Genomic DNA, 22,691 nt, shown 5'->3' with positions numbered 1-22,691 from the left:
GTCGGGGTGAGTAAGGCCCTCCGGTTCACGCTGGCGGGCCCAGTATTTCTACGGCCACGAATCTTTGTTCCTAAGCGCCATTCTGCACAGACGGCTTGTCGCAGGATCGCTTAGCTACCCAATTATCGCCCTTGGAATATATTAGCGTTCAGCCCGGCCTCGTGCCGGGCTTTTCGTTATGGGCCTTTTCTTTAGGAACGCCAGCTTTCTAGGCAATCAATCAGGTTCCCAACGTTACCCAGCATCACCGGCCAACGCTTTGTTTCGGAGGCGTCGGTGGCTGAGAGACCAATCGCGCTTCGGCCTGCCCAGAAAGGGAGCGCGCCATGATCGAACAACCCGACCTCGATTCCTATTCAATTTGAGCACGAATCTGTCTCGGCATTGCAATCTGCGGCGTTGCGCTGCTCGCGACGGTGCTCACCGGCAGCTTCGTTGTGCACTAAGGCCGTCCGTTTGCCGTCATAAATCCGTAATTTTACGGCATCGAACCTTCCGCCGGTTCCAACACTTGGATATCGTGGAAACGTCCGGGGCAAATCGTAGGGTGCGTGATGACGGGTCACACTCAATTGGCAGTAACAACACGCGACCGCTTTCTGCAGGCGGCCGAAAAGGAACTCATCGCTTTTGAGCGTCGCGAGCGGGAATTTCTAAAAAGGGATCGCGAGGAGCGAGCTGCAAAGTTGCAGATTCCCCTCGATAAGATCGCGGCTCATAACTAGGCCAAAAAGCGCCATCTCAGTTGGTGTCCCCTTTCATCTCCAACTGGGTCTATCGACATCTGAATGAGAAACGGCCCCAGCGGGGACGGCTGGGGCCGCTAACTCTTCCGGTTGGGGGCGTTGGGGGGGGCTGGAACCGGAAGCACGAAGCGCGACTCTTGGCACCCGTCTTCGGTTCCAACAGCCTGCCGTTATTCCTTGTTGAAGTGCCGCTTAACGCAGCTTTTCACGCGCGAAAGTCATCGAACCAAGGGAGGCGGTCACGCTCTCTAGATTTGATCGCTCTTCTGTGAGGCGCTTTTCCACAAACTGACGCTCAAGCTCTGTCAGGCTGGTTTGCAACAGGTTGCGATAGCGTTGAATATTACTGCGATGCGCAAGCAATCGAGCCAACTGTTGATCCATCATTTATTGTCGTCCTTTGACGAGTGGGGCTAATTCCCTCTGAGGCGCGACGCCGGCCGGAGCGGAGTATAATCGCTCGGCCGCATCGGCATTTCCCCGGTCGGCTGCTTAAATGCCGGCTCGCTAAGTCTGCCGCGGGTTTGTGAAGCTTTGACTACGAGCGTGCGGCGCTCCCTCATCTGTGAACAGCCGATCTCCGACTCTCTAGGCGGCAAAAGTTCCAATCAGCTCGTACTCATAGATAAAAACGGTCATTGGTCCCTCTTCAGCTTGCGCTTGCCCCAATGTGTCTCTTTGCGATCGGGATTGAACACCCGTTCAACGTGACGGTTTAGGGCCCTCATGACGCCGATGCGGGCGAGCATGGCGTCACCGCCACGGCTGCACAGCATCAGCACCTCGATAGCCGTTTGCCATTCCGGCAGCCCCGATTCCTTCTTCGGCAGCGCGCCGGCATATCGACCGCAGCGGCTGAGCTTTTGCTGGAGCGGATGCAGGCAAAGATCGAGCGCCTTTGTGAAGAGCGGGAGCGGCTCAAGAAGGAGGAGGGCGGTCCAACGAAAGGGCGAGTGCTTGGCGGGAGGAGTTGGTGATGCGCGAACAATTGAAATGGCACGACGAAAAGGCGGACAACTCGCCATGGCTCACCGCGCTCACCGCGCTGCGCCAGCGGGCCACGCATGAGGGCCACTGCTTCCAGCACGTCCAGGCGATCACCGTTGCGATCGATCAATCCGCCGAGAAGGGCTCTCGGCAACCGCGATTACTTTCTCAACAAGCCTTACGGGGTTGGGTAAGGGCGATGGCTGACGTAACGGCCGACCTAAAGCGAAAGTTGCCCGCCCCAACACTTCAAAACAGATAGAAGGTCCCGATCAGCAGACCTGCAGAAAAGGACCAAAGCCCCAGGGTGCAGACCGACACGACGCGCACGAGGTTGCGAACCTGCACCTCGAACTCCTCATCCGTTATCTCATGGAGACTAGCTGCCATTGGCGCCGTCCTGCCCCAGCAGGCATTGGACGGATGTATGCATAAATCATGGTGAAGGTGGGGCATTTGCGCCCGGCCCAGGGCCAAGGCCGTTTCCCATGTTCGCAATGGTCAGGGCCGCTTTGGTCAATGCTGCTGCCGAGCTTGTTGACCTTGGCTGAAATCGAAACAATCGCAGCACATATCGCGACTAAGGCGGCGGCGACTGAGATTACCACCGCCCAGAGAACGAGTCCCCGGAAGTGGACACATTGTGTACACCGGAGTTTTTCGGGTTCGATGCTCTGGGCTAAAATATCAACTAAGCTATTGATTTCATGGTGAGCGCGGAGGGACTCGAACCCTCGACCCCATGATTAAAAGTTAGGGGTGCGCATACAGGCGAAGCTGATACAATCATTAGCTTTTCTCCGAAATGCCGCAGAAACCGCAGTGTAGCAGGCATTTCTAGCGCTTCCCATATGTTCCGATTTTTTCCTTGCGTTTACCCGTAGCTGTGTGCATAGAGTGTGCACGGCGACCACATAACGACTCTGTGTGCACGGGGCAATGCGATGCAAGCCAAGATAACCAAGACGAAAGTTGACGCGCTCCAGGCGGGGGACATCCTCGCCGACAAGGAAGTGAAGGGCTTTGTGGCGCGGTGTCTGGGCAGCGGTGCCGTCACCTACGGCTACCGCTACCGTGACAAGACAACTGGCAAGCAGCGCTGGCTTGGCCTTGGGCTGCACGGTTCGATCACGGCAGATCAGGCCCGTGAATTCGCCAAGAAAGCGGCCGGCGAGGTTGCCAACAAGCAGGATCCGGTTGGCGAGATCCAAGAGAGCAGGGCGGAGGCCAAACGGGAAAAGCTAGCGGAAGCGAATACCGTCAACACGGTCCTGGACGCCTTCGAGAAGGATCACGTCGACGGGCTCCGCAGCGGCGATCAGGTGAAGGCCGCTTTTAAGAGCCACGTTCGACCCCGCCTCGGGGACAAGTCGATTTACGACCTCAAGCGCAGCGACATCACAACCATGCTCAACGAGATCAAGGCAGAGAGCGGGCCCGTCATGGCTGACCGGGTGCTGGCGCACGTCCGCAAGGCGTTTAACTGGCAGATGGTGCAGGATGACGAGTTCAAATCGCCGATCGTCCGCGGCATGGCAAAGACCAAGCCAAAGGAGAGGCAGCGAAAGCGTGTCCTCGCTGACGACGAGATCAGGGACGTTTGGAAGGCGCTGGATCAATTCGAGGACGGACCTGCTTGCTATCCGCGGTACGTCAAGTCGCTTCTGCTCGCGATGACCCGCCGCAACGAGTCGTCAGGAATGCACACGGACGAGCTTGAGGGCGATCTTTGGACAATTCCTGCCAGCCGGTACAAAAACAAGCGGGATCACGTCATTCCGATTACCCCGGCCATCCGGGAGCTGATCGGCGAGAAGCCGGCGGGGTGTAAGAAAAACTCCTGGTACGTGTTCTCAACCACCAAAACCAAGGGCGAACTCGACGGCGCAAAGCCCTTCAGCGGCTTCAGCAAGGCCAAGAGAGAGCTGAACAGGATCATTGCCAAGAACCGGAAGGCGGAAGGGCGCCCGGCAATGAAGCAGTGGCAGCTCCACGACCTGCGCCGCACTGGCCGCAGTCTCATGAGCCGCGCCAAGGTTGATGCCGACCATGCTGAGCGATGCATGGGCCACGTCATCGGCGGCGTGCGCGAGACGTACGATCGGTATGAATACCTGGAGGAGAAGCGAAGGGCCTTTGAGGCGTTGGCTGGCATGGTTGCCATGATCCTCAACCCGCCGGCAAACAACGTCATCCAGTTTACTGAGGCGGCGCAGTGATGGAGGGGAAAACCACCAGAGAAGATGTTGCAAACGGTCTCAGTATCTTCCGTGCAGTTGCTGAGACATTTGAAGAGCAAGTTTCCCTTTTGCTTGAGGGGGAGCCGACGGAACACGATCTAGCCGCAGCACTGAGGTCGATCAAAGGCATGATATCGGTTGCGCACGACTACCACCATCCTCCGCACACCAGCAAAAAGCCGCCGCGTGGGATCGGCCATAACAAAGACGATGCAATGATCGTGGCTAGCCTGCCGTGGTTTGACGGCATGGCAGAGGCTATTCGAGCCCATCATCCGAAGTTCGGCCACGACGAAGTTAGAAACTGCGCCAAACGCATTCGCGAACATCAGCGCGCTATCGATGTTGCGAACCCGACGCCGACGCCGTGGGAGAACTCCGGCAATTGGTTGGGGGAGATTTAATCGCCGAATAAGCTGCTCACGACGGGGCAGGTAAGGGGCAGTAATTGGATGGCGGTCTCAACAAAGCGAGGACTGCCAAATGCCTACTACCGAGAAGACTCACCGGCCGCCCGTCGACACGCAGGGCGCGGCCCTCTACACCGGCTTCGCCGGTAGCTACCTCACCAAGATACGCTGCACCGGGGGCGGCCCCGTCTTCATCAAGCGGAATGGAACGGTCCGCTATGATCTGGACGATCTGGATGCGTGGTTAGAAGCCGGGAAGCTGGCGTCAACGTCCGGTGCCCGGAAGGGACTCCCGCGCAAGCGCAAAGTCTCCGAAGCGGAGGCCGCGGCGTAACCATGATCCCAACGAAAAGGGCCGCCGAAGCGGCCCCAGAATTTCCGATTGTCCTGGCAGACACGGATTCAATAGCACCCTCACTCATAGCGTTGCAAGCTTCTCGTCTTTGTCGGCTCTACGCCGGCAATGCGTCGATGGCTGAAGCACTCGCGCCTCTCGTTTTTCTGGAGGCGATGCGATGAAGGGCGGCAAAGCATCACGTCAGAAGGGCAACCGTGCCGAGAGGGCGATTGTCAAATTCCTGCAGACGCAGGGTTTCTCTGCCGAGCGTGTTCCGCTGTCCGGTTCTGCCGGCGGCTCCTACCTGGGCGACCTGACGGTGCCGATCATGGGCACTGATCGCGTGGTTGAGGTGAAATGCCGGGCCGATGGATTCCGCGAGCTTTATAAGTGGCTCGTTGACCGGGACATCCTGATTGTCCGGGCCGACCGCAGCGAACCGCTCGTTGTCCTGCCGCTCAAACTGGCGGCCGAGATCGCAGCAAGGGCAGGCGGGCAATGAAGCACGTCACCATTACGGAGACGGACGACATCACCGCGGCCATCCGTGACGCCCGCTACAATGTGGCCACTGCCAAGCTAAGCCGCTTCGAGGATGAATGTCATCGCTTGGGCGGAATGGCCATCCGCAACCCGCACCGCAAGCGGGAGGTGGTCGACGGCCTCTATGATATCGCCATGGCCAACGACCTGTTGAGCGTCCAAGGCGGCGCCACCATCGAAGACCTGATCGTGGTCGGAATGGAGGCGCGATGACGGAATCAGAGTTCGAAGGCGCTGATAATTCCAAGCTCGATACCGTTGTAATCCGGCTCGATCGCCGCGCCACCTACAAGGGATTCCCGTTCGACCGTTTCGACGAGATGAACGGGACCATTGCGAAGCGCCATATCATCAAAGGCGTGTTCGCCCGTGGTGAGACTTCGGCATGGATTGCCCCGCCCGGAGGAATGAAGTCAGCCCTTATGGCGGCGGCTTCCATCAGCGTGGCGAGCGGCGCCGACTGGTTCGGCAAGCGCAATAAAGAGCGGTGCGGAGTGGTCTATTTCGCGCTGGAACGCGCCGACCTCGTAAAGCGTCGACTGGAAGCGCACAGGATCCGGCTGAAACTGGCTGACCTGCCAATTGTGGTTGTCAAAGCGGCAATCAATTTCGGCGCCGCCGAGACCGTCGGCAGGGTAATCGAGACCATCCGAGAGGTGGAGGCGGAGTACAGTCTGTCGGCGGGTCTGGTGATCTTCGATACCTTTGCCAAGCTCATTGCGGCGGCCGGTCTCGATGAGGACAAGGCAAGGGACCAAGGGCTGATCTTCAACCGGGTTCAACAGGTCAAGACCGCAACGGATGTTCACGTCGCCCTCGTCGGACACACTGGCAAGAATGTGGAACGCGGAGCCAGGGGATCCAATGCGATCCTGGGTGACGTCGACATGATGGTGGAGATTTCAGGCGACATCGTCCGGACTGCGGTCGTCACAAAGGCAAATGATTCCCCCGAAGGCCCGCTGTTTTCTTTCAAGTCGGAAATCCATGAGTTCAGCTTCGACGAGGACGGCGACCCGATCTCGGTCAACATCGTCAGCGCTGAGGAGGTCTCTGGCAATTTGTCAAAATCTCGCGATCGCTGGTCGAAGGGGCTGCGGTTGGTGGGCGACTGCATCAACGAGGCGCTGATCCAGAATGGTGCCGATCGCCAGATCGACGGCGGCCCGACGGTAAGGGCTATCCAGGTACCCACCGCTCGGGCGATTCACAACAGCCGATATGTCAGCAACGGAGACGGCGACCGCCACGAAGCGGAGCGGAAAGCCTGGGCGCGGAACTTCAAGGCCGCCAGAGACGCCGGACTGATCGGAGCTGAAGCACAGGGAGGCCAAGAGTGGATTTGGATCATCAACTGACGAGCCGGACAAACGGGACAACAGGACACCCCTATAGGGTGGTGTCCCTGTCCGTCCCGTCCGGGTGTCTGGGACAATGTCCGAAAATGTCCCGTCCTGTCCCAATGTCCCAGAGGTAAACAATGGCTAGACCGTCCGAATACACCGAAGAGGTAGCAACGCAGATCTGCGAACGGATGACTGAAGGCGTAGGGCTCCTGAAGCTGTGTCAGGAAGACGCCATGCCAAGCAGGACCACGGTTTACAGGTGGCTGGAGGCCCACAAGCCGTTCAGAGACAAGTACGCGCGCGCGAGAGAGGCCATGATGGACTTCTACGCCGAGCAGATCCTTGCGGTGGCGTTCGATGAATCCGGCGACATCACGATCGAACAGGACGGCGACAAAACCAAGGCCGTTGCCAACCACGCGAAGGTGCAGCGCGATCGGCTGAAGGTCGATAGCCTTAAGTGGATTGCAAGCAAGCTCTTCCCCCGACAGTACGGCGACAAGCTCGCTGGTGATGATTCACGACCTGGCGGCCCGCTAACGATCAAATGGGAAGATGTGACGCGGATCGAGCGCGTTATCATCGATCCCCGAGACCACGGTGCGCACTCTGAGCGGCCGGCCGAGCCCGCACGTCAACAGCTTCGGATCACGCACAATCCAACCCCTCCACCTGCGGACCTCACGCCAGAAGCCTGGAGCGCCATTACACGCGTGTCTGAGTTGATCGAGCAGATCGCTCCAAGCGATGAGACGCCGGAGCATGTGTTCGGGCTGATCGAGGGATTTCTGCGCGCGCATTTTGTCGCATCTCTTTCCGAAAGTGTGCATAGCGTGTGAACGCATTCCATGGCTTTACCAAAGCTATTGATAAAACAGTATATTATTCCTATTAGCCCATGATAAAAGATTACGTGGTCTCGAAGCGAGCGCAGAATGCGCCGCATGACCGAACGGATTGAACGATGACTGACAAGGAAATTGAAGCGCTTGTTCTGATGCTGCAGTCGCAGTCACCGCTGGTGCGGCTCTCCAACATGGAAGCCCGTACCGTGTTCGAGCTGATGCAGCAGCGCGGCTACAAGATCACCCCGCCTGCCGGGGTTGCCAGTTGAGCAAGCCGCTCCAGATCATCATGCCAGAACGTGCCCTGGGACTCGTTGCGGAGGCCGCTGAGCGCGCTGGCTGCAAGAGCAGTACATGGGCACGGCAAACATTGTACGCCGCTCTACGGACTCAGGGACTCGATCCAACGGCCGCCAGTGATGCCGGCACGCTGTACGACGCTCTGGACGGTCAGCAGCGCTATGCCTGGGTTGATGGCGATCAGATCCGCTCTGTGAGCTACCAGGAGGCCAAGCCTGAGGAGAATGGTCGCACCTGGTTGCCTGTCCGTCACTTCGACAGCGAGCCCTTCGATCCGGCATTGCACTTGGGTCAAGCTTTGCAGGAAGCCCGCAGGGCGGCACCAGTACGCCGGCTAGAACGGTGCAGCCAACCATCATCTGCAACTACATCATCAGGGTCCTGTGATTTGCCGCAAAATCCAGTCACCCCACGTCATGTTCACGTAGGCCAACCTCTCCTTTTGAAACAGATACAGAAGGGGAATGAGGGTTAGTGCCACGAACAGGCAAAAACCACTTAGCCAAGCTGGCAGGCGCATAAAACCGCTCCCACTACATCATTCAGGATTCTATAGCACATGAGCGAAACCAGAGACGAGGCCACCGGCCAATTCACGCCTGCCGAGCCACTTACCGGTCGCGAAGGCATCGAGGCCGCCCAGGGCTACGTCCCATTCAGACCCGCCGCCGAAGAGCCCGCAGGTGAGTTGACGGTCGAGGAAGCCGCGGCAGAATTATCAGCATCGCGCACCGCCGAGAGCGACGTAGTAACTTACTCGGTCCTCGATGGGCTCGACGACAACGTAACCCTGACGGTCGAGCAGGCAGCCGAAATCACATCGGCCGAAAAAGCCGAGAAGGCGAAGGCGGCTGAGGAAAAGGCGGAGGCCGAACTACGCGACGAGGTCGATCGGCATCGTGGCGTCGAGTTCGAAAACGCCATCCCTGCCGAGACAAAAGCCCTGATCGACAGCGGTGTAGATCCCGAAGTGGCCAAGGCGATCCAGCATCCGCAGGTGCGTGAAGCGATCGAGCAGGAATTTACCCGGGCTGAAGAGACCAGGAACCAATATTCAACCGGCTTGGAAAACGCCCGCGTTCATGCGCTGGCCACCCTGGGGGAAGTCGTACCGCATCTAGCGGGCCTGCCTCCGGCTCAATTCGAGGAAGGCCTAGCGCTCCTGTCTCAGGTTGATCCTCCGGCCTTTCAAAGCGCGATGAATATCCTCGGTCGGACCCACGCTATCGCGCAGGCGCAGCAGCAGGACCAGCAGCAGCGGGCTCAGGTTGAGCATCAGCAGATCGAGGCGTGGGCTAAATCGCAAGACGCTCGCCTCAAGACGATGGGCATTGAGTTCACCCAGGAAAAAGCAAACGAAGTTGTCTCGTATGCCGGCGATCTGGGGCTCACGCGCGAGCAGCTCGGCAATGCGATGCTGGCGCATCCGATCCTACGCAGCGCGGAGGTGCAGCGCATGATGGCGGACGCGGCTGCATATCACCGACTGCAGAAGGCGCCCGCTAAAGCTGCTCCGAAGGACCTTCCTCCCGTTCAGCGGCCCGGCACATCGAACAAAGTTCCGTCATCCTCGCCGAATGCGAAGATTGCATCTCTCAACAAACAACTTCTCACGGCGTCCGGCGACAGGGCCGCACGTATCAGTGCAGAAATCTGGGGACTGGAAAGAAAGGCAAGGGGTTAAAACATGGCAGACGATCGATCCCTCTTCACCAGGCTGGAAGACATCCGGCGCAACTGGTACGGCGAAAATGACTGGAGTCCCAAAAAGACCGTTGAGGACTTCGCATATTTTGACGGCGCCACCCGCGCGGATGCGTTAGATACCCTCGACCACGCGATGGCCGAGATCGACACGACTGACCTGCGGCAATATTCAGAAATGTCGGGACTGCATCGCGACCTCAACCGCATTCACCAAAGCCTGTTGAAGGTCGGCCGATGACGAACCCGGTGTTGCGAGCGATCAACAACCCCCTCGGGGATCCGGCGCTCGATCTTTTTCTACAATGGTGTGACGGGAAGGGGATTCGTCCAATACCGATGGCGCCGGCCGACATCGCCGTGTTCGTGAGGCAGGCACAGACGTTGGGAATTGAAAAGGTAGCTGCCACGGTGGCGGCAATCTCCAAAGCATATCTCTCGCGCGGTTTGGCTGATCCGACCGCGGGTGGACCTGTAGCGGCTGCGATGAACGAGATTGCGTGGGTCGAGCCGCCGCGTTCGTGGCCGAAAGACAAGAAGCCGTGGTTCTTGCAGCTCCCACACGAACTTCAGGTCTACTTGTCGGAGCGAGACGACGAGCAGACCCGGGTAATCAGACGAGCTCAAAACGAAGCTGCAGATGCCCGCAAGGCTCTCGCTGCAACCAAGGAAACGAACGATGGCATTCAGCAAAACACCGCCGCTTGAGGAGCGCGTCAAAGCCATGCGGGCGGAGATCAACGCATTTATCGACAAGCGCGTCCAGGACATCAAGCGTGGCGACGGAAACAATCCGCCTTGCGAGGGCGTCCCGGAGACTGTCTTGCGTAACATTCTAATGAGCCGATCAGACGGCTGCCTTTGCAGGGCGTATCTGAACATCGCCGAACAACCCACCAACTAAAGGAATACTGAAATGGCAAAAGAAGACATGACGAGCGTTGACACCGAAACCCGCGGCCTTGTCGAGAAGGGATACCAGCCGCCGAAATCGAAGCCCGCAAGTGGCGAAAAGCTGATTGACCAGATCAATCGCGAAGCCGAGGCGCGTCGCGACGGTAAGGGCCGCTGATGAGCGAACCCGCAACAACCAATTGGTACGGCGGCTTGTTGGGCGCGATCGCTGAAGCCGTGGACATCCAGGCCGAGCTGGATTGCTCAGCCGAACAGGCTCACGCGGTTCAGCGGCAGCGAGCTGCTGCGCGATTGGGGAAGACGCAACAGCCGGCAAGCAATGTCGTCTATGGCGTGGATTTCGCCAGCAAGAAGCTGCCGGCGATCTGATGGCGACCTGGGCACAGAAGATCAAGGCGCATAGCGCAGGCAAGCAGGCAAAGCCTCGCAAGCCAAAGCCTGCCGTGCAGACGACCTACGCCCAGACGCGACCCGCGGACAGCGAGATAGGCGATCCCGGCGCGGTGATCTTTGTTCATTACACGGTGGACGAAAACACGGTGACGCTGACGGACGAGAAGGGCGCCGCGATCGGCAAGGCCAATTCCTACGTGATGCAGCCGGGCGAGGACGCAATTCGCATTGCGAAGCGGATGGCGCTGGCAAGGTTTCAATCGACCGATGCGCCATTCAACCGACGCCTGAAATATCCGCCGCAAAGTCTTGCGTGAACGTTTTTAAGCGAAAGGAATCTCGAAGGGTGTTGCGTGTCGATCGTCGTGGCAATATTGGCGGGCAGAGTAGCGGTGGATCCGCGGCATCAAGCAATGCAGTCACGTACACAGCCAGCGGAGCGCAGCCGCTTTCAGTTTCTCTTACTGTACCATTAAGTGGGATCGGCGCGGCAGTTGTGGGTGCGAACTTTGGCGGCGGCATGCCGACGTTCACCTGGACCGGGACAACGGCGGGGGCGGGCGATGAGACAACCGGAAACGCGAATGCCCAAGCCGGCATGGCGCATTCCACATCGACGGGGACCGTAGGGGTTTCGAGCACCGTTGATCTGTCATTCGGCGGAACGATGGCCGCTGCATCGTGGGCGGCATGAGGCGGCCGCAATACCGACGTCAACGCCAACCCGTCTGTGGGTAGTTGCTAGCTACCCGTGCGGTCGGTCATGAAACGCCCTGCGGTCCGGACCAGTTCGGGATACTCACGTATCCAGCTTGTTGTCACGCCGCTTGGGCGATGGCGGGATTCGCTTATGAGCGCGTCTCGAACAAACCACTCCGCGGTGTATTCACTTGCACGCAAGTCGAAAGCGTTCACCATTGGCGTGGCGCTCAAGTCGGCAAACTTCGCAAAAAGATCTTGACCCTGAATAAAGTTATTGCCAATCGGGAATCCCCAAGACTTGCCTTGACCGTCTTTTGACCCCTGCATGCGAGACACGAGTTGGCGGTCAAATGTAAGCGCTAGCCGCTTCTGCTGCGCCACCACCAGAGGAAGCAAGGCTCCGAGTTCAAGAGGCGCTGGATGCGTCCACGCCGTAATGCAATCATGTAAAATTTCGATGCACTGATCGATGTCTCTAAGGCTGAGCGAAAAGGCATTGAAGACGTCCAACACAAAGCTAGCTTGCGATTTATTTGGAAACTGTGACAGTCGGCTACAGTCAATTTGACCCACCTTGGCTACTACGTAGTCCAACCTGTTGGGTTCCGCGAACCGGTACGTTTGGTCGAAGAAACGACGCAGATATCTAGATGCATCGAAGTTCGCTCCGTAGGCAGCCGCAATCGAGTGCTGGAGTTGATCGGCGTTCGTCGCAAACACGAAGACTACATCGTCAATGTCAAATAGATGCTTTACACGCTCCAAAACAGCAATAGCGTAAGGTGGTCTGCAGCGGTCGAGCTCATCAATTAACACGAAAAGCGGTGGGCTGAGATCTCCCTTTAGCGAGATGAGGACTTGGCGCAATTGCCTTTTAAAGTCCTCCATCGATTTCTTGCTCTCGGCAAATCTATCAAAGAGCTTTTTCCCCTCGGCATCATAGATATCCTCAATGGATTTGCCTGCTTGATGCATTCCTTCGGCTAGAATGTCTGTCACGCCCTCTGTGCCGATGAATCTTTCTGCGGTCTTTTTTACAGCTCCTTTCGTTGCAGCGTACGCAATGCGCCCCCCTATTGCAGTTGCTTTCCGAAGCGCCGACTTTGTCTTTTCACTCACCTTGTTGAGCGTTTCGATCTTATGACCAATTGCACTCATGACTGCGATCAGAGGATCATCGGCATGGTCATCCTCCCAGGCGTTGATCAGCACCGTGAGACGTCCATGTCTTCCGATGGTTTGGTTGAGTCGCTCGATAAAGAACGATTTGCCTTCTCCCCAGTCAGCATCGATATTGAGGACGAAGCATCGTTTGCCGCCGAGCCTGCCTCTTTCGGCGATCCGGTTTTCGAGAAATCTGAAAATGAAACGAGCATCGGCCTCGCGTCGTAAGAGGTCGTCTGTCCAAATGTCGCTGATGTCTTGGTTCATTTCCCCATCACCGCAGGCTTTCCTTGAGAGAACCCTTCAATCCACCGCGCGGTTGAGTCAACGCGATGTACACAACAAAAGACCGCCCGAAGGCGGCCTCTCGTATCCGGAAATGCCGGCTAGTGCACTACCAACACCGGCACGCTTCCGTCCCCAAGGACCTCCGATGTTTGACTCCCCAGAAATAACTTCCTGAGGCCTCGTCGCCCATGAGAGGCCATGACGATCAAGTCGCAGCCTCTGGACTTTGCTGTTTCGATAATAGCAGTGGCTGGGTGCGCATTCGGAACATGTAAAAGCTCGGCGGTGATACCAATCTGCTCTGCCATAGCTCGAGCCCCATCAAGGACTTTGCCCGCACTTTCCTTGCTGGCTGCGTCGAAGCTATCAAACTCTTCTTTTGAGGGAATCCACCCAGAAGCGTGTCCGCTCCCATAATCGACCGGCAGCGGTTCCGTCACGGTGATGACCGTCACTTTGGCGTTCAAGGCCTTTGCTAAAGCAATCCCGTGCTCAACGCCGTTTTTCGCGACATCTGATCCATCCGTGCTCAAGAGAATATTGGCGTACATCCGGAGACTCCCTTGCTGCATCGAGCACTTGCACTCATTTCCCCTTCGCCTTCAGCCCCAGCTCTACAAGCCGGCGCGTGGGGTATGGGTTAGGTCCGCAACTGGTCGCGCGCAACATATGTCCGATAGCAAAGTACCGCACACCCGATCGCAATCGCGCCTAAAGTCATCCCGCTCGTTGTGTTGCCATCTCTGAAAGCCTGGATGCTCATGACGAGGCCCGCGAAAAAGCCGCCGACAATAGCGATCACCCAACACAGGATGAGCAGGCGCGCTCCGATGTTCCTCGATCTATCGCTCATTTCTTCACCCTCAGCTCCAGTTCGACTGCCTCTCGCGCCAGCCTTTCTGCTCTAAGGCGTTTGTGGTTTACATGGAATTCTGGCTCGGCTTGGCTGTCCGATATCGTCTGCCTCGACGAAAGCGGATGGAGAGCCCGTCGCGCGAGTTCGTCCGCAACCTGTTGCTCGGCAGACCGCTTGATCACTTACTTTTTCCCTTCAGCCCCAGCTCTACAAGCCGGCGGATGGCTTCCGAGCGGTTCGAGCGATGGCGCATGCGTCGCCTTATTGTCTGTCGGTCGCGCAGTTCGCTAGCAGTGATGAGGAAGGGTGCATCCACAACTTGCGACGGGGGCAGTTCGGGTTCGTCGTCGGTCATTTCCCCTTCGCCTTGGTGGCTTTGGTTTTTGGGGGCGGTGGCTCCGCAGACTCCCTTGCGAGCCGCTCTGCCTTCAGACGCTCTCGGTTATTAGAGAATGCCTTCTGCGCGATCTCGTGCTCCGTCATTGCCTTTTTGGCATCGACTTGGCGAAATGCCTTACGCGCATCGCGCTCGGCTTTGGTGGGCGGCTTTGTCATTTTTTCGCTTCCAGCCTAGCTCTCCGAGCCGGCGGATGACTTTCCGATCGGCGACCGCATCGCCGGGGTGAGTCTGACTTCCGTATGTTGCTCCACACCTCGCATCTCGATCCAACCCTGATGAACCATCCGGGCCAATGTCATTTGCCCCGCCGAAATGGGGAGGCGATTGACCATCTTCCAATCCGCCACACTTAGATATTGCAGAACCGTTCGCTGCCTCATGTTGAGGATTTCAAGCGAAGTTTTGCCGGTCATTTCTTCGCCCTCAATCCATCAGCCGGTGACGACTGTCTCCGCTTTCAAAAAAAAGGGCCGCCGGCGTCCGGCGGCCCAAGTCTTGGGAGGAACGCGCTGAGAAGCAAGGCGCCTCTTGAGCTCGTCACACCCACAAAATGACAGGAGATTGTTTCGGGCCGTCTTCGTCCAAGTGGGAAAATGGCTGCAGGATCGTTTCTTCGGAACCGAGGAGTGAAGTCAGTTCACGGATTTGAGAGGCCCCGTTTCGCCTTATGGTGCGCACGGACTTGTGTCACAGCCCGGGGCCCGCCGGTTTACGCTGGCCAGACAAAGTTGTGGCCCCGTCCAGGGCAAGGAAGACGGGGCCACAACTTGCCTTCAGAAACCTTGGGGGCAGGGCTGAAGGCAGAGCCACAACCCCAATCAGTGGCGAAGGTTCCTGGATAGCCAACCGATTTTTAACCTCGGCTGATTAGGGTGCCGATCAATCGCGGCTAGCTCCCAAGCTCCCGCGAGAGTGAGAGCAGAGCCGTCGCTGTCTCAACCCAGCGGCGGCTTTTTTCGTGCCAGGGTTGCATTGGTCCATTATTCTGCCGGATTTCAGTCACCTTCTTATCGGGTTCTAAAATCCATGGGGAGAAACGACGTGGCAGTAGGTACGGTGAAGTGGTTCAACGCGACAAAGGGCTATGGCTTTATCCAGCCCGACACTGGCGGCAAGGACGTATTTGTCCATATCTCGGCCGTCGAAAGAGCGGGTCTGAGCAGCCTGAATGAGGGCGCGAAGGTAAGCTTCGAAGTGGTGGCCAACCGCGGGAAGGAATCCGCCGAAAACCTCAGGGTAGGTTGAAAGTAGCGCCCATCTAAACGGGGCCCGCCGGTTCACGCTGGCGGGCCTTTTCCGTCACGGAACTTTCGCCGCCGGTCTGGATTATCGCGCCGGGCAGGCCAGGGTGGAGTCGCCACCGGGCGCCGTCCTTTTCCAAATCGAGGGAGAACTGAGTATGAAGAAGGCGATTTTTGTCGGTCTTGCGATCTTCGCTGTCTCCACTTCCGGCGCTTTGGCAGCCAAGAAAACGGCCAAGCCGAAGGCTCCCGCCGCCGCCCCTACCACGAACACGGGCGCAGCTCCGCCCATGATGATGGGCCAGGTTAGTGCCGCTGACCGCGAGCTATATGCGAAAAGTCAACGCGAGTCCGGCATGAAGAAGTAGAGGAAGCTGCTCCAGCACGCGATTGCGCGCTGGATGGGCTAAGACAATAGGGCCGCCTCAGTTGGCGGCCTCTTTCATTTGGAACACCGTTCGCCCTCGCTGCGTTGCTGAGTAAGTCGGTCGGGTTGCTCACCCAGCTGTCGCGGCCGGCTGGGGTCGTCGGGCTAGGATCTCCGACCGCATCTGGCGGCCCCACTTTTCAGATTCTTAGCAACTCCTCCCGTGTTCACTGGTTGAGCGCTGTCGGTTGCCGACCTCACGAGGAGCAAGCGGCCGGCTGGGGTCGTCGTTGGTTTCGCGCCCGATGGCGGCCCCAAGCCCTACGGCGTCGGCTAGCGCTCTCGGGCAGTTCAATTCGGTCCGAACATCACGTACAGCACGACCGCAGCGACGGCGATCAAGGCGACGGTTTCCAAGATGAGAGCGCGCTCCATGCTCCATCAACCGACCGGGAAACCGCACGTTCCTTCACGCATGGTGCACCCTCTTTCCCTGCTGGAAGGCGTTTTGTGTTCACTTTGGAACTGACGGCGGGCCGTCTGCATATTAGAATCGGAACTTGCAAAACGGTCCAGGACCCGTAAGCATTGAGGTAGTATCATGCCGCTTCGCTGACGATCCGTTCCGCACACATGTGAAGAAAATATTGCTGCCGAGAAGGCCAAGCTGGAAGCGCAAGTCGCCAAGCTGAAACCTGGGTTTCAAATGCAGCAGCTAATCAAAAAGATCAGGCAGCTCGACACCGCCTCCCATCTGAATGAATGGCTTGCGTCGCCGGGTCTCAGAAGCCCGAAATAGCGCATGCCAAAGTACTTTTTCCACGTCTACTATGAGCGAGCCGAGGTCGATCACGAAGGAGAAGATCTTCCTGATAAGCACGCAGCATGGGAAGAGGCGATAGTTACCGCCGGGCAGATCATCCGAGACATCGATGGCAAACTGCAGCCTGGCAAGGAGTGGCGTATGGAAGTGACGGACGAATTTGCCAATCGCCTGTACGTCATTCGCATTAATGCCGAGCAAGAGCGGTAAAGGGTCGCCGCGTCAGTTGGCGGCCTCTTTCATTCCACCACTTCATATTCGAACGCCACGCCTTCCGGGTCGTTCCATAATGCCAGCCCTCCATGCTTCCCGCTAAGCATATCACGGGAGCCAGGACGCCGCGGAGAAATGGTTCGAGGAGGGTCCGTACGGTCAAAGCAATCGCCGAGATCATCTCTCGCGAGGTGTTGCGTTAGAGCCGTCGCTGTCTCAACCCAGCGGCGGCTTTTTCGTGCCCGCTTATTACGACACCGTACTGACAGATTTGGACGCACGGTTTTGCCATTTTATCCCGATAGGAAGGCATGCCAGCGCGAGATGGGACGGCTCCGGTGCAATACCTGCCCCACGCCGGGGTCGTCTCACTGGCCTACAGCGACCCAAGCACCCGCCAAACGACCGCCATGCGCCGGCCGATGCGGTTCATTCCAGATTCACCTTGCACCATCGTTCGGGTTGACTCCGCGCATTCCCGGATTGAAAATCAGGTAATGCCAAGGTACCGGGTCCCGTCGTGAAGGACTATTTGGCGCAGGTCGAGAAGCTCCGGACAGACGCCGCTGAATGCGCTCTGATCCGCGATCTGGCCACGGACCCCGCCAAGCGGGAGTTGTTTGACAGGCTGGCCGGCCACCTCACAGTGCTCGCCGATCAAGTCGAGCTGGCGATGCTTGAACGGAAGACTGGGACGTAAGGCCGCCGACTGAGGCGGTGTCTTTCACTCCAGAACCTCATACTCAAAGGCCACACCTTCGGGATCGTTTTCCGCAAACCAGGTTTCCGCGGCGTCGGCGTTCGCGAAGACCTTGAGGTGATCGCGGTCCCCGACTTGCTTGCTCGTATCCACGTAGATGAACACAGTCATCGGGGGTCCTATCTGACACCAGAATGAAAAGCGGTCCCAGCTTGTGGGACGGGTACGCACTGGGACCGCTTACTTCCGGGAGAGGCTTTGGGGGCTGGACCGGAAGCCAACATAGGACTCCCTGATGCCGCAACCGTTCCTATCCTGGCCCCAAGCCTCATTCTTCTCGCTTCAGCTTTCGTTTGCCCCAGTGATGCTTCTTGGCGGCGTCGGGATTGAACGCAACCACGACGTTACGATTATGCGCCTTCATGAATGCGATGCGCGCCAGCATCACGTGTCCGCCACGGCTGCACAGCATCAGCGCCTCGATCGCGACTTGCCACTGCGCCAAGTCAGATTCCGTCTTGGGCAACCCGGTGACGTAGTCAGCTGCTTCCTTCAGCGTGATCAGCTGCCGGCCATCGGGCAAAATTATGGGATCTTCAAAACGGGTCGACCAGGGCAATAAACGTACTCAGGCAATGATCTGGGGTGTGCTGCCCCAGCACAGGCTATTCCTAGCGGCTTGTCATCTTGTTCATGTTTTGTACTATTGGCCTGGCCGCATGATGCCAAGCGACCGTGAAATCGAGATCCTCTTCAGGCGGCTTCGGCTCTACGACCAGCTCGGGCGCCGTGCTGAGGGACTCGTTCGGACAATCCAGAGAGCAATGAAGGAGCGATATGGATGCCGGATCCGCTCAATTGGCACGACGAGAAGGCGGACAACTCGCCTTGGCTTACGGCCTTAGCCGAACTGCGGCAACGGGCTACGCGTGAGGGACACTGTTATCAGCACGTCCAGGCGATCTCGGTAGCGATAGATCAGTACGCCGAGAAGGCGCTAGGAAACCGGGACTACTTCCTGAACAAGCCCTACGGCGTCGGCTAATCGATGCTGCTGCCGAGCTTGTTGACCTTCGCCGAGATTGAAACGGCTGCTGCGAACAGAGCAGCCAATCCCAGCAATGTCACGACGGCGATAAACAGTACGGCGAGTCCGATGGTATCGGCGTCATCCATGACGCACCTCCATCGGTGTGCAGGGTGTGTGCACAAGAAAAACCTCTTCCTTTTCAGAAGAGGTTTTCCGGTCTTAAGTCTTTGATTTTGCTTGGTGAGCGCGGTGGGACTCGAACCCACGACCCCATGATTAAAAGTCACGTGCTCTACCGCCTGAGCTACGCGCTCACTTGCCGCGCTGTGTAGGGGGCGGGCCCCTGCGGGTCAATAGTGCCGGCGCGACAAAAGCGGCACGTGCGCAACCCAAATTGTCCTTGTACCCGTGGCGCTTAGCGAGGCTTGTTGAAGCGGACCGGGCCGCTTCATCCACGCGTCAGTTGGCCTCGCGGCGGATTTCGGATGCCACCGGCTGCGACTGGTTGCTGACCGTCGGCAGGCGGACCGGGCGCAGGCCGATCAGTTCCGCCGTCCGCACCGCGCTGTTGCGCCAGAAGGCGAAGGAATTGGTGCGGGAGTTTTCCAACAGCGCGATCGCAACCGCCGCGAGGAACGGCAGGCTTTGCAGCACCAGTACACCCGCGAAGATGTAGATCTCGCGCACCTGCTTGTAGCCGTTCGTCACGACCAGCACCGTGGCGCCGACCAGCAGCAGCACGCCGATCACGGCTTCCCAGAACGCCTGGAATTCGATCGACATGCGCGACAACCCGCCCTTGGAGGTCCGGGCGAAGGCGATATGCTCGGTGATAAGGCCCTGCGCCACCGCGCGCGACACCGTCCATTGCACACTCATGGCCGCGATCATGGCGCCGAGCATCTGGCCGGCCTTGATCTTTACCCGAAGGCGATAGAGCGCGAGGAAGTGCGCCAGCGAGACGATAAAGGAGGCGATGATCGGCAGCGTCAGGATCTTGTCCGGAACCGCGATGTCGGCAAACGCCACGATCGGCACCCAGATCAGGTTGAGGATCGCGACCACCACGCCGAGGCTTTCGGCTCCCAGCCAGTTCAGCCAGCCCAGCGAGAATTCGCGGCGCTGGTCCGGCGACAACCGGCTTGCGCCGGGCAGGAAGCGCCGCCAGTGCTTCTTGACGATCTGGAGACCGCCATAGGCCCAGCGGTGACGCTGCTTCTTGAACGCCTCGTAGGTGTCGGGCAGCAGGCCCTCGCCATAGCGCACGTTGGTGTAGTGCGTCAGCCAGCCCTGCTGCTGGATGGTCAGGCCGAGATCGGTGTCCTCGCAGATGGTGTCGCTGGACCAGCCGCCGGCCATGTCCATCGCCGCGCGGCGGAGCAGGCACATCGTGCCATGCACGATGATGGCGTTATGCTCGTTGCGCTGAACCATGCCGATGTCGAAGAACCCGGCATATTCGCCGTTCATGATGTAGTGCATCAGCGAGCGGTCGCCGTCGCGATGCTCCTGCGGCGCCTGCACCAGGCCGACGCGCGGGTCGGCGAACACAGGAACCAGATCCTTCAGCCAGTCCGGATGCACGACATAGTCGGCGTCGATGATGCCGATGATCTCGGCGTCCACGGCGGTGCGCTCCATGGCGATGCGTAGCGCGCCGGCCTTGAAGCCCTGCACCTTCTCGGCATTGATGAACTTGAAGCGTTCGCCGAGCGTGCGGCAGTGGTCCTGGATCGGTTGCCAGAACTCCGGATCGGGCGTGTTGTTGATGATGCAGACGCATTCGAAGTTGGGATAGTCGAGCTTTGAGACCGCATCGAGCGTCTGCTTGAGCATCTCGACCGGCTCGAAATAAGCGGGGATATGGATCGACACTTTCGGGAAGGTGACGCCTTCGCCGATCGTGGCGGGCGCCAGCGTCGCGGTCTTGGCGATCAGCCGGCGAGGGCCGACACCAAACGCAACGGCTGCGATTTCGTCGATCCGGGCCATCGCGATCAGGATCAGCGGCACCAGCAGGATCAGGCCGAGCGTCAGCGCGAAGGCCGAGCCGAACACGAAATAGTGCCCGGCCCAAAAAGCGAACACGGTCGAGGTCCAGGCGCCGACGCCATTGGCCGCGGCCGAGAGCATGAAGGCCTGCATCGGGGTCGGCTGCTCCAACCGCAGGATCGGCAGCGACATCAGGATGCCGACCAACAGCGCGATCGCGGCGAGCTTCCAGTAGTTCTCGTTCACGATCGGCCCGGTCCAGGCGAATTTCGGTTCGCGAGATGCATCGAGAATGCCCCAGTAGGGTCCGACGCCACCTTCGAAGGTTTTCCAGGGCTGATCGACCGCCTCGACGATGTTGTATTCCATACCCATCGCTTCGGCGCGGGTGACGAAATTGCGCAGCACGGAGGCCTGCTCAAACGGGCCGGGATCAGCATTCGCCAAATTATAGCCAGCGCTCGGCCAGCCGAATTCAGCGATCATGATCCGCTTGCCGGAAAATTGGTTGCGCAAGAGCTGATAGCGATCGACGGCCTGATCCACAGCCTGCTTGTCCGTGAAGTTTTCCCAGTAGGGCAGCACGTGGGCGGCGATAAAATCGACATTGGACGCCAGGTCCGGATTGTCGCGCCAAGTGTTCCAGACATCCCCGGTCGTGACGGGAACGTTGACGGATTTCTTGACCCTCTTGATCTTCTCGATCAGCTCATCGACTTTTTGCAGGCCGGTGAGAATGGTCTCGTTGCCGACTACGATTCCGTTCACGTTGTTGTTGTGCTTGGCCAAGCTGATCGCGGCCTCGATTTCGCGGTCATTGCGATCCGAATCTTTATTGATCCAAGCGCCCAGGGTGACCTTCATGCCGAATTCCGCGGCAATTGGCGGTACCAATTCGCTGCCTTCCGACGAGGAGTACAGACGAACGGCCCGCGTCAGGGTGGAGAACTTCTTCAGATCGGCGCGAACTTTTTCGGAGTCGATGCCTTCGATTACGACGTGGCCGGGTTCAAACGGCGTGTAGGAGACGCTCGGCAAAATGCCCCGGAAGTCGGGTGCCGCCTGCTTTTCCTGAAACAGGCCCCACAGCCCGGCGTGAGCTGCGGTTACGAACAGCAGAACGGCAACGACGGCACGCATCGAGGGCTAAACCATACGGGGCTGCATTTTATTTATGGGAAGCGAACCTGTCCCCTAGGTTCGACCGACACGGCGGCATCTTAAGGATAGTCCTGCCCTGCGATTTCACAACTGGAATGACGCCGTGACTTTTTTAAGGACAGCGTTTCCAGGGCGCGGCCAATCCAAACGCCGCATCATTAGGAACGTTCCGCTGAACGCAGCCTGAATGCCGGACGTCTATTTCGCCGGGGGGGCAGGTGCTGCGCCGGGAGCCGGTGAGGGCGAGGCGAGCGGCGCCGGCGATGCATTGCCGGCGGTCGCAGGGGCCGCCGCTGGCGCCGGGTTGGCCGCCGCCGCAGCCTGGGGTTGGGCGCCCGGGTTGATCCAGCAGACGTGGATGCGGCTGTCGAGGGTTTCGGCCACCTTGGGATCGATCTGTCCGCCGAAGCGGGTCAGGCAGCGGAAGGCCGCCTGGACATGGCCGCCAGGGCAGCCGAACCGGTCGTAGAGATCGAGGTGCCGGAACGCGGTATCCAGGTCGTCCCGCCACATCAGGCGAACCACCCGGCGGCCGAGCCAGACGCATTCGGGGTTTCCACCCGGGCCGTTGATGGCCTGGGCCGCCTCGACGAATTCGTCGGACTTGCGCTGGTTGTCCTTGTTGGCGTCGGCGGCATTGGCGGCCGGCTTGCCGGACTGATCCTGGGGGGCCGGGGTGCCACTCTGGGCAAACGCGCCAGCCGATCCGATCAGGAGGGCCAGGCCGGCAGCGGCGAAACCCCGCAAAACCGCAACTCTTGGATCACGCACCCGTCGACGCATACATTCCCCGATTAGTTTCAGCCGCCCGCGGCCGGTGTGATGGTCTGGCTTGTTGCCGCCAAATTGGTCTCCAATACGGCGGACACGCTCAGCGATTCAAATGACGGGTATTTCGGATTTTGTCCAGCAAAGTCACAACTTTATCATGGTGGTGGTAAAACTGCCGCAGGCGACGCGGCGGAATAGGGGTACCGTACATCTTGGC

34 protein-coding genes and 1 tRNA gene are annotated in these 22,691 nt (G+C 58.8%); 21 read left to right on the top strand and 14 right to left on the bottom strand.

What is annotated here, in order from left to right:
* Positions 1-554: 554 nt before the first annotated feature.
* Positions 555-725: a hypothetical protein gene (locus ACPPVP_RS24000; protein WP_426525065.1), complete on the top strand. Its 171-nt coding sequence runs from the start codon at positions 555-557 to the stop codon at positions 723-725.
* Between the two features lie 213 nt (positions 726-938).
* Here ACPPVP_RS24000 and ACPPVP_RS23995 read toward each other — a convergent pair whose 3' ends face one another.
* The 3 genes from ACPPVP_RS23995 to ACPPVP_RS23985 form a co-directional block, all read right to left on the bottom strand.
* Positions 939-1,133 carry a hypothetical protein gene (locus tag ACPPVP_RS23995; protein ID WP_426525063.1) on the bottom strand — a complete coding sequence of 65 codons (195 nt, stop codon included), beginning with the start codon at positions 1,131-1,133 and terminating at the stop codon, positions 939-941.
* 248 nt (positions 1,134-1,381) lie between these two features.
* Positions 1,382-1,771: a hypothetical protein gene (locus ACPPVP_RS23990; RefSeq protein ID WP_426525061.1), complete on the bottom strand. Its 390-nt coding sequence runs from the start codon at positions 1,769-1,771 to the stop codon at positions 1,382-1,384.
* A 211-nt stretch (positions 1,772-1,982) separates the two neighbouring features.
* Complete coding sequence (locus ACPPVP_RS23985) at positions 1,983-2,123, bottom strand: hypothetical protein (protein ID WP_426525059.1); 141 nt, start codon at positions 2,121-2,123, stop codon at positions 1,983-1,985.
* Between the two features lie 554 nt (positions 2,124-2,677).
* On the opposite strand from ACPPVP_RS23985, the gene ACPPVP_RS23980 reads away from it, so the two are divergent.
* The 15 genes from ACPPVP_RS23980 to ACPPVP_RS23910 all read left to right on the top strand — a co-directional run bounded on the left by ACPPVP_RS23980 (position 2,678) and on the right by ACPPVP_RS23910 (position 11,083).
* The gene (locus tag ACPPVP_RS23980; protein ID WP_426525057.1) at positions 2,678-3,952 is read left to right on the top strand and encodes a tyrosine-type recombinase/integrase; all 1,275 of its coding nucleotides are present in this window, start codon (positions 2,678-2,680) and stop codon (positions 3,950-3,952) included.
* Positions 3,952-4,377, top strand: a complete 426-nt coding sequence (locus ACPPVP_RS23975) for a hypothetical protein (protein ID WP_426525055.1) — start codon at positions 3,952-3,954, stop codon at positions 4,375-4,377. Before ACPPVP_RS23980 ends, ACPPVP_RS23975 begins: the two co-directional genes overlap by 1 nt.
* 79 nt (positions 4,378-4,456) lie before the next feature.
* Positions 4,457-4,717, top strand: coding sequence for a DNA-binding protein (locus tag ACPPVP_RS23970; protein WP_426525053.1), 261 nt, complete (start codon positions 4,457-4,459; stop codon positions 4,715-4,717).
* 181 nt (positions 4,718-4,898) lie between these two features.
* On the top strand, positions 4,899-5,222 hold the full coding sequence (locus ACPPVP_RS23965) for a putative PDDEXK endonuclease (protein ID WP_426525051.1): 324 nt from the start codon (positions 4,899-4,901) through the stop codon (positions 5,220-5,222).
* The gene (locus tag ACPPVP_RS23960) at positions 5,219-5,476 is read left to right on the top strand and encodes a hypothetical protein (protein ID WP_426525049.1); all 258 of its coding nucleotides are present in this window, start codon (positions 5,219-5,221) and stop codon (positions 5,474-5,476) included. The genes ACPPVP_RS23965 and ACPPVP_RS23960 overlap by 4 nt, the downstream gene beginning before the upstream one ends.
* Positions 5,473-6,621, top strand: a complete 1,149-nt coding sequence (locus ACPPVP_RS23955; RefSeq protein ID WP_426525047.1) for an AAA family ATPase — start codon at positions 5,473-5,475, stop codon at positions 6,619-6,621. The genes ACPPVP_RS23960 and ACPPVP_RS23955 overlap by 4 nt, the downstream gene beginning before the upstream one ends.
* A gap of 122 nt (positions 6,622-6,743) precedes the next feature.
* Positions 6,744-7,448: a hypothetical protein gene (locus tag ACPPVP_RS23950; protein WP_426525045.1), complete on the top strand. Its 705-nt coding sequence runs from the start codon at positions 6,744-6,746 to the stop codon at positions 7,446-7,448.
* 125 nt (positions 7,449-7,573) lie between these two features.
* A complete protein-coding gene (locus ACPPVP_RS23945) occupies positions 7,574-7,723 on the top strand; it encodes a hypothetical protein (RefSeq protein WP_426525043.1) in 150 nt (49 codons plus the stop codon).
* Between the two features lie 590 nt (positions 7,724-8,313).
* Positions 8,314-9,438 carry a hypothetical protein gene (locus tag ACPPVP_RS23940; RefSeq protein WP_426525041.1) on the top strand — a complete coding sequence of 375 codons (1,125 nt, stop codon included), beginning with the start codon at positions 8,314-8,316 and terminating at the stop codon, positions 9,436-9,438.
* A 3-nt stretch (positions 9,439-9,441) separates the two neighbouring features.
* The gene (locus ACPPVP_RS23935) at positions 9,442-9,699 is read left to right on the top strand and encodes a hypothetical protein (RefSeq protein WP_426525039.1); all 258 of its coding nucleotides are present in this window, start codon (positions 9,442-9,444) and stop codon (positions 9,697-9,699) included.
* Positions 9,696-10,166 carry a hypothetical protein gene (locus ACPPVP_RS23930; protein WP_426525037.1) on the top strand — a complete coding sequence of 157 codons (471 nt, stop codon included), beginning with the start codon at positions 9,696-9,698 and terminating at the stop codon, positions 10,164-10,166. The genes ACPPVP_RS23935 and ACPPVP_RS23930 overlap by 4 nt, the downstream gene beginning before the upstream one ends.
* A complete protein-coding gene (locus tag ACPPVP_RS23925; RefSeq protein ID WP_426525035.1) occupies positions 10,138-10,362 on the top strand; it encodes a hypothetical protein in 225 nt (74 codons plus the stop codon). Before ACPPVP_RS23930 ends, ACPPVP_RS23925 begins: the two co-directional genes overlap by 29 nt.
* 12 nt (positions 10,363-10,374) lie before the next feature.
* Complete coding sequence (locus ACPPVP_RS23920; protein ID WP_426525033.1) at positions 10,375-10,530, top strand: hypothetical protein; 156 nt, start codon at positions 10,375-10,377, stop codon at positions 10,528-10,530.
* Positions 10,530-10,742 carry a hypothetical protein gene (locus ACPPVP_RS23915; RefSeq protein WP_426525031.1) on the top strand — a complete coding sequence of 71 codons (213 nt, stop codon included), beginning with the start codon at positions 10,530-10,532 and terminating at the stop codon, positions 10,740-10,742. Before ACPPVP_RS23920 ends, ACPPVP_RS23915 begins: the two co-directional genes overlap by 1 nt.
* Entirely contained in the window at positions 10,742-11,083 is a 342-nt protein-coding gene (locus ACPPVP_RS23910) for a hypothetical protein (RefSeq protein WP_426525029.1), read from the top strand. Before ACPPVP_RS23915 ends, ACPPVP_RS23910 begins: the two co-directional genes overlap by 1 nt.
* 424 nt (positions 11,084-11,507) lie before the next feature.
* Here ACPPVP_RS23910 and ACPPVP_RS23905 read toward each other — a convergent pair whose 3' ends face one another.
* From ACPPVP_RS23905 to ACPPVP_RS23885, 5 genes are all read right to left on the bottom strand, one after another.
* Positions 11,508-12,899, bottom strand: a complete 1,392-nt coding sequence (locus tag ACPPVP_RS23905) for a KAP family P-loop NTPase fold protein (RefSeq protein WP_426525027.1) — start codon at positions 12,897-12,899, stop codon at positions 11,508-11,510.
* A gap of 119 nt (positions 12,900-13,018) precedes the next feature.
* Positions 13,019-13,471: a universal stress protein gene (locus ACPPVP_RS23900; RefSeq protein ID WP_426525025.1), complete on the bottom strand. Its 453-nt coding sequence runs from the start codon at positions 13,469-13,471 to the stop codon at positions 13,019-13,021.
* A 483-nt stretch (positions 13,472-13,954) separates the two neighbouring features.
* The gene (locus ACPPVP_RS23895; protein ID WP_426525023.1) at positions 13,955-14,131 is read right to left on the bottom strand and encodes a hypothetical protein; all 177 of its coding nucleotides are present in this window, start codon (positions 14,129-14,131) and stop codon (positions 13,955-13,957) included.
* On the bottom strand, positions 14,128-14,331 hold the full coding sequence (locus ACPPVP_RS23890; protein ID WP_426525021.1) for a hypothetical protein: 204 nt from the start codon (positions 14,329-14,331) through the stop codon (positions 14,128-14,130). The genes ACPPVP_RS23895 and ACPPVP_RS23890 overlap by 4 nt, the downstream gene beginning before the upstream one ends.
* 15 nt (positions 14,332-14,346) lie before the next feature.
* Entirely contained in the window at positions 14,347-14,589 is a 243-nt protein-coding gene (locus ACPPVP_RS23885) for a hypothetical protein (protein WP_426525019.1), read from the bottom strand.
* A 628-nt stretch (positions 14,590-15,217) separates the two neighbouring features.
* On the opposite strand from ACPPVP_RS23885, the gene ACPPVP_RS23880 reads away from it, so the two are divergent.
* The 4 genes from ACPPVP_RS23880 to ACPPVP_RS23865 all read left to right on the top strand — a co-directional run bounded on the left by ACPPVP_RS23880 (position 15,218) and on the right by ACPPVP_RS23865 (position 17,520).
* Positions 15,218-15,421: a cold-shock protein gene (locus ACPPVP_RS23880; protein WP_426525017.1), complete on the top strand. Its 204-nt coding sequence runs from the start codon at positions 15,218-15,220 to the stop codon at positions 15,419-15,421.
* Positions 15,422-15,575: 154 nt separating this feature from the next.
* Positions 15,576-15,785, top strand: a complete 210-nt coding sequence (locus ACPPVP_RS23875; RefSeq protein WP_426525016.1) for a hypothetical protein — start codon at positions 15,576-15,578, stop codon at positions 15,783-15,785.
* A gap of 801 nt (positions 15,786-16,586) precedes the next feature.
* Positions 16,587-16,817, top strand: a complete 231-nt coding sequence (locus tag ACPPVP_RS23870; RefSeq protein ID WP_426525014.1) for a DUF6894 family protein — start codon at positions 16,587-16,589, stop codon at positions 16,815-16,817.
* A 523-nt stretch (positions 16,818-17,340) separates the two neighbouring features.
* Positions 17,341-17,520 (top strand): hypothetical protein, encoded by a 180-nt coding sequence (locus ACPPVP_RS23865; protein ID WP_426525012.1) that lies wholly within the window; start codon positions 17,341-17,343, stop codon positions 17,518-17,520.
* Positions 17,521-17,544: 24 nt separating this feature from the next.
* Here the strand turns inward: ACPPVP_RS23865 and ACPPVP_RS23860 are convergent, their stop codons facing one another.
* Positions 17,545-17,691, bottom strand: coding sequence for a hypothetical protein (locus ACPPVP_RS23860; protein ID WP_426525010.1), 147 nt, complete (start codon positions 17,689-17,691; stop codon positions 17,545-17,547).
* Positions 17,692-17,848: 157 nt separating this feature from the next.
* Positions 17,849-18,139 (bottom strand): hypothetical protein, encoded by a 291-nt coding sequence (locus tag ACPPVP_RS23855; RefSeq protein ID WP_426525008.1) that lies wholly within the window; start codon positions 18,137-18,139, stop codon positions 17,849-17,851.
* A gap of 222 nt (positions 18,140-18,361) precedes the next feature.
* Between ACPPVP_RS23855 and ACPPVP_RS23850 the strand changes: the two genes are divergently transcribed.
* Positions 18,362-18,565, top strand: coding sequence for a hypothetical protein (locus tag ACPPVP_RS23850; RefSeq protein WP_426525006.1), 204 nt, complete (start codon positions 18,362-18,364; stop codon positions 18,563-18,565).
* Here the strand turns inward: ACPPVP_RS23850 and ACPPVP_RS23845 are convergent.
* The 4 genes from ACPPVP_RS23845 to ACPPVP_RS23830 form a co-directional block, all read right to left on the bottom strand.
* Positions 18,562-18,696: a hypothetical protein gene (locus tag ACPPVP_RS23845; RefSeq protein WP_426525004.1), complete on the bottom strand. Its 135-nt coding sequence runs from the start codon at positions 18,694-18,696 to the stop codon at positions 18,562-18,564. The genes ACPPVP_RS23850 and ACPPVP_RS23845 overlap by 4 nt on opposite strands.
* 92 nt (positions 18,697-18,788) lie before the next feature.
* Positions 18,789-18,864, bottom strand: a tRNA-Lys gene (locus ACPPVP_RS23840).
* A gap of 145 nt (positions 18,865-19,009) precedes the next feature.
* Complete coding sequence (locus ACPPVP_RS23835; protein WP_426525002.1) at positions 19,010-21,682, bottom strand: glycosyltransferase; 2,673 nt, start codon at positions 21,680-21,682, stop codon at positions 19,010-19,012.
* 219 nt (positions 21,683-21,901) lie between these two features.
* Complete coding sequence (locus tag ACPPVP_RS23830) at positions 21,902-22,486, bottom strand: beta-1-3, beta-1-6-glucan biosynthesis protein (RefSeq protein ID WP_426525000.1); 585 nt, start codon at positions 22,484-22,486, stop codon at positions 21,902-21,904.
* Between the last annotated feature and the right edge of the window lie 205 nt (positions 22,487-22,691).

This window comes from Bradyrhizobium sp. McL0615 (genome assembly GCF_049993905.1).
Lineage (GTDB): Bacteria > Pseudomonadota > Alphaproteobacteria > Rhizobiales > Xanthobacteraceae > Bradyrhizobium.
This window is presented reverse-complemented; position numbering and strand designations above follow the sequence as displayed.